At 74.5% G+C, this 4271-nt stretch carries 4 protein-coding genes; all 4 read right to left on the minus strand.

The window, feature by feature from the left end:
• The coding region (locus ACTUAL_RS29100) for an FAD-dependent monooxygenase (RefSeq protein WP_440902478.1) at nucleotides 1–1191 on the minus strand (1191 nt) is incomplete at its 3' end.
• A gap of 80 nt (nucleotides 1192–1271) precedes the next feature.
• Nucleotides 1272–2459: an MFS transporter gene (locus tag ACTUAL_RS29105; protein ID WP_440902479.1), complete on the minus strand. Its 1188-nt coding sequence runs from the start codon at nucleotides 2457–2459 to the stop codon at nucleotides 1272–1274.
• Between the two features lie 236 nt (nucleotides 2460–2695).
• Nucleotides 2696–3322 (minus strand): hypothetical protein, encoded by a 627-nt coding sequence (locus tag ACTUAL_RS29110; RefSeq protein ID WP_440902480.1) that lies wholly within the window; start codon nucleotides 3320–3322, stop codon nucleotides 2696–2698.
• 184 nt (nucleotides 3323–3506) lie between these two features.
• On the minus strand, nucleotides 3507–4271 hold a 765-nt coding region (locus ACTUAL_RS29115; RefSeq protein ID WP_440902481.1), incomplete at its 5' end, for a P-loop ATPase, Sll1717 family.

Raw genomic sequence — 4271 nt, forward strand, 5'->3', positions numbered from 1 at the left:
CTTGGTGCGGGCGATCTCGTCGAAGCCCATGACGCGCTCGGCCAGCCGCTTGCCCGGCCGGGTGCGGGTGATCAGCGGGAGGGCGCGGCGCAGGGCGACCTGCACCCGGTTGTCCAGCACGAACACCCGGCGCTGGTCGGGGGCGGCGTCCTGGTGGGCGGTGATGTGCGGGCGCAGGCCGCGCTCCCACTCGGCGAGCGCGCCGGGCACGTCGTCGGGGGTGGCCTCCAGGGCCGCGCCGAGCAGTTCGGCGCCCGCGAAGCCCGCGGAGACGCCCATGCCGGAGTAGAGGGTGACGCACCAGGCCGAGTCGCCGACCAGGACGACGCGGCCCCGGCGCCAGGTGTCCATGCGGACCTGCTCGACCGAGTCGAACAGGGCGGTGTCGGCCTTCTCCAGCGAGTCGAGCGCGGCGCCGAGGACGCGGCCGGTGGGCTGCGGGCCGAACGCCTCCCTGACCCGCTGCGCGGGGGCGCCGGTGAACTGGGCGTCGACGTCGTCGGCGCGGTAGCTGAACAGGACCGTCGGGTTGTGGTCGGCGAAGGCGAAGACCCACATCGAGCGGTGGGGTTCGAGCAGCATCGCGCCCCGGCCCGGTTCGAGGCCGTCGAGCGGGCCGTCGTGCTCGAACGCGGCGATCATGTAACCGAGCCGCTTGAGGTAGCGCTCGTGCGGGCCGAACACGAGCGAGCGGACCGCGGAGCGGAGCCCGTCGGCGCCGACGACCAGGTCGAACCGCTCGGTGGTGGACGTGCCCGTCGCGGTGTCGAGCAGGGTGACGTCGACGCCGTCCGCGTCCTGGGCGATGGCGGCGGGGACGGTGGAGAAGCGGATCTCGACGTCGCCGGGGAGCGCGGCGAACGCGGCCCGCTCGGCGTCGCCGCGCAGCATCATCCAGGGCTTGCCGGGCAGGTCGGTCATGCCGAAGCCGGGGCGCGAGCCGCCCGCGCGGTCGATCTCCAGCGGGGGTCGGGGGGCGGTGCGGTCGTGCAGGTGGTCGAGGATGCCGAGCCTGCGGGCGGCGGCGTGACCGGCGCCGAACAGGGCGATGAAGTAGCCGCCGGAGCGGCGCTGGGCGGAGCGCTCGACGAGGACGGGGGTCCACCCGGCCCTGCGCAGGCGTCCGGCGGTGGCGAGTCCGGTGATCCCGGCGCCGACTACGAGTGCTCGTCGCTGCTTCGTGGTGATCATGGTGTTGAAGATACTGACCGGATCGGTCATTTGGTCAGTTCGTGAGGCACGCCACAGCCGCAGGGGTTCGCGAGTGGGGTTCAGCTCTGCGCGGTGCGGCGGTCGGGCACCCGGCCCGCGCGCAGGGCCACCACGATCTGGACCGCCGCCAGCGCCGCGACCAGCCACAACGAGGCCCGCCACGACCCGGTGCGCTCGGCGAGGTGACCGGCCGCGACCGGGCCCGCCGCGGCCAGCAGGTAACCGAGGGACTGGGCCATGCCGGAGAGCGCGGTGGTCTCGGCGTGCGTGCGACCGCGCAGGCCGATCAGGGACAGCGCCACCACCAGGGACGACCCGGTGCCCAGGCCGATCACGACGGTCCACAGCGCGCTCAGCCCCGGTGCGGCCAGCAGGCCGAGGACGCCCAGCAGCATCGGGGTGCTCGCGGTGACCGCCGCCGCGACCTGGGTGGCCGGGTCCCGCATCAGGCGCGGGATCGCCAGCCCCGCGGCGATCCCGGTGACCTGGTAGGCGAACAGGTGCAGACCGGCCTGCTCGGGGCTGACGCCCGCCGTGGTCTCGATCGTGGGCAGCCAGGTGACCACGACGTAGAAGGTGGTCGACTGCAGGCCCATGAACGCGGTCAGCACCCAGGCGGTCGGCTGCCGCCACACGCTGGTGGTGGCCGCTTCCGGGAGCGGGTCGCTGCGGGTCGGCGCGGGCAGGGCCCTGGGCAGCCACAGCAGCGCGATCAGCAGCGCCGGGACCGCCCACACCGCGAGCGAGCCGCGCCAGCCCAGCGGCGCGGACAGCGGGACGGCCACGGCCGACGCGGTGGCGGCGGCGGTGGTCATGAAAGCCGAGTAGACCCCGGTCGCCGCGGAGACGGCGCCGCTGTAGTCGCGCTTGACCACCGAGGGCGCGAGCACGTTGCCCACGCCGATCGCGGCGCCCAGCAGGGCGGTTCCGACCCACAGCCCAGGGTGGCCGGTGAACGAGCGGGTCAGCAGGCCCGCCGCGAGCGCCAGGAGCGCGGCCAGGAGGGTGCGCTCGGCGCCGATCCGGGTGGAGATCCGGTGCACGAACGGCGAGGCGAGGCCGAACGCGATCAGCGGCAGCGCGCCGAGGAGTCCTTGCCCGGCCTCGCTGAGCCCCTCGTCGGCGGCGATGTCCGGGAGCAGCGGGCCGACCGAGGTGATCGCGGGGCGCAGGTTGAGGGCCACCAGGAAGATCAGGGCGGTGAGCAGCGGAGCCCAGCGCTTCGCCCCGGCGCCTGCCTCGTCCACCCGACCGCCCCGTGTGCTCGTCCCTGCGCGACGACCCTACGCCTGGAGCCCCGCGCGCAACCGCTCCACGTCCGCGCCCTTGGCGCGCCAGCAGCTTCGCGACCTCGCCGCCCTCGTCGTCGAGCAGTTCCCGCACGAGCAGGCGCGTGCCGAACCGCGCCCCGTCCGAGACCCGCTGCCGCACCGCCCCCATGACCCGCTCGGCGGCCGGGCTCAGCCGCGTGGAGTTCTCCTCCTCACCACCCACCTTCGGGGCGACCAGGAACGGCCTGCCCGTGAAGACCCGGCCGGTGGGGACGAGGTCGCGCAGGGCGTCGGCGTCCGCGCCGCAGGAGCGCAGGACGGCGCCCGCGTCGTTGGCGGGCAGCAGTTCCGGCTTGAGCGCCTCGCCGTGCGCGTGGAGCAGCTCGTCCAGCGCGAGGACGGCGAGCAGCAGGTCGGACGCGGTGGTGGCGTCCCGCCCGCCCCGGACGGCCTGCGAGCCTGCGAAGGCGTGGAGGTGGGGCGCCAGCGGGCCCGATGCGCACCTGCTCGGCGGTGAACCCGTCGCGCGCCAGCAGTTCCGCGACCCGCGTGCCGGACAACCGCAGCAGCGCCCGCCCGAGGTGCTCGACGGTGACGAGCGCCGGCCCGTCGCCCGCGTCCCCCTGCCCCGCGTCCCGGAGGGCGTCGAGCAGCGCGTCCTCGACCGCGTCGCTGAGCACCACGGCTTTCCGCTCCCGGTGGGCGAGCTCGCGAACGGCGCCGACGACCTCGGGCGCGGGGGTGCGCACGGGCGGTTCGTCCACGGTGGACTTGACCTCGCTGACACCGCGCAGGACCTCGGCGGGCACGGCGGCCTTGTCGACAAGCGCGCGAGCCATCTCCCCGTTCCTCCCCTGCGCCGGTGCCGGTTCCGGCCGCGCGCAAGCGGGTCGCGGGTGCGGTCGGGCGGATCAACCGGGTGGCCACCGGACGCGGTGGCGGCGAGGCCGGGTCTCGTCCGCCGCTGGTCCTGGCCGGGCGTCCCACCAGCCAGCACGGGCGCGGACGCACCGCGTCGGGCCGTCAGCCCCGCTCGTCGTCCCTGGGGGAGATGTCCACGTCCGCCCCGCCGAACGAGTTGCTGGTGTTGATCCCCCCTTGGATGTAACCGGTCTGGACGACGACGCCGTGGTCGGGGGGCATTTCCAGCGCGGCCAGCGCGGGCGGTTCGGTGGTGTTGAGCGCGGGCCGGAAGCAGGGGTGCACGCAGAAGTCGGACTCGTACGGCTGCACGGCCCGCTCTTCGGCGCCTCCGTAGACGTGGCGGCCACGTCGGCGGACGCCGAGGAAGCCCACGGAGAACAGCAGCTCGATCACCACGTCAGCGTTGAGCAGGTCCTCGTACCGGCTGTGGCGCTGCATGAGCGAGTCCTGGTGGACCAGGAGCAGTTCGGCGATCCCGTCCCTGGTCAGCAGGTGGGACGCGTCCCGGAACACCACCAGCAGCTCGGTGAGGAACGGGAACCGGGTGCCGTACTCCTTCGGCAGGTCGCGCGTCTTCCAGCGGGAGAACACCAGGGTCGCCTCGCGCACGTCGTCCTCGGTGATCCGGTGGCGCCCGGCGGCGAGCGCCGTGTCGCGGCACTGGTTGAGGAACTGGATCACGTCGCGCGGGCGGGGGAGGCTGCGGGTGAACAGGTAGTCGGCAGTCGGCTCGCCGTCCACCTCGGCGGGTAAGACCTCGCCCCACAGCTCGTCCGGGGTGTGGTCGCGCCCCTGGGAGGCGCGGGCCCGCGCCAGCGCCAGGTCGTGCAACTGCTTGGTGTTCCAACTGATCCGGATCTCGTC

This window comes from Actinosynnema sp., assembly GCF_052038725.1.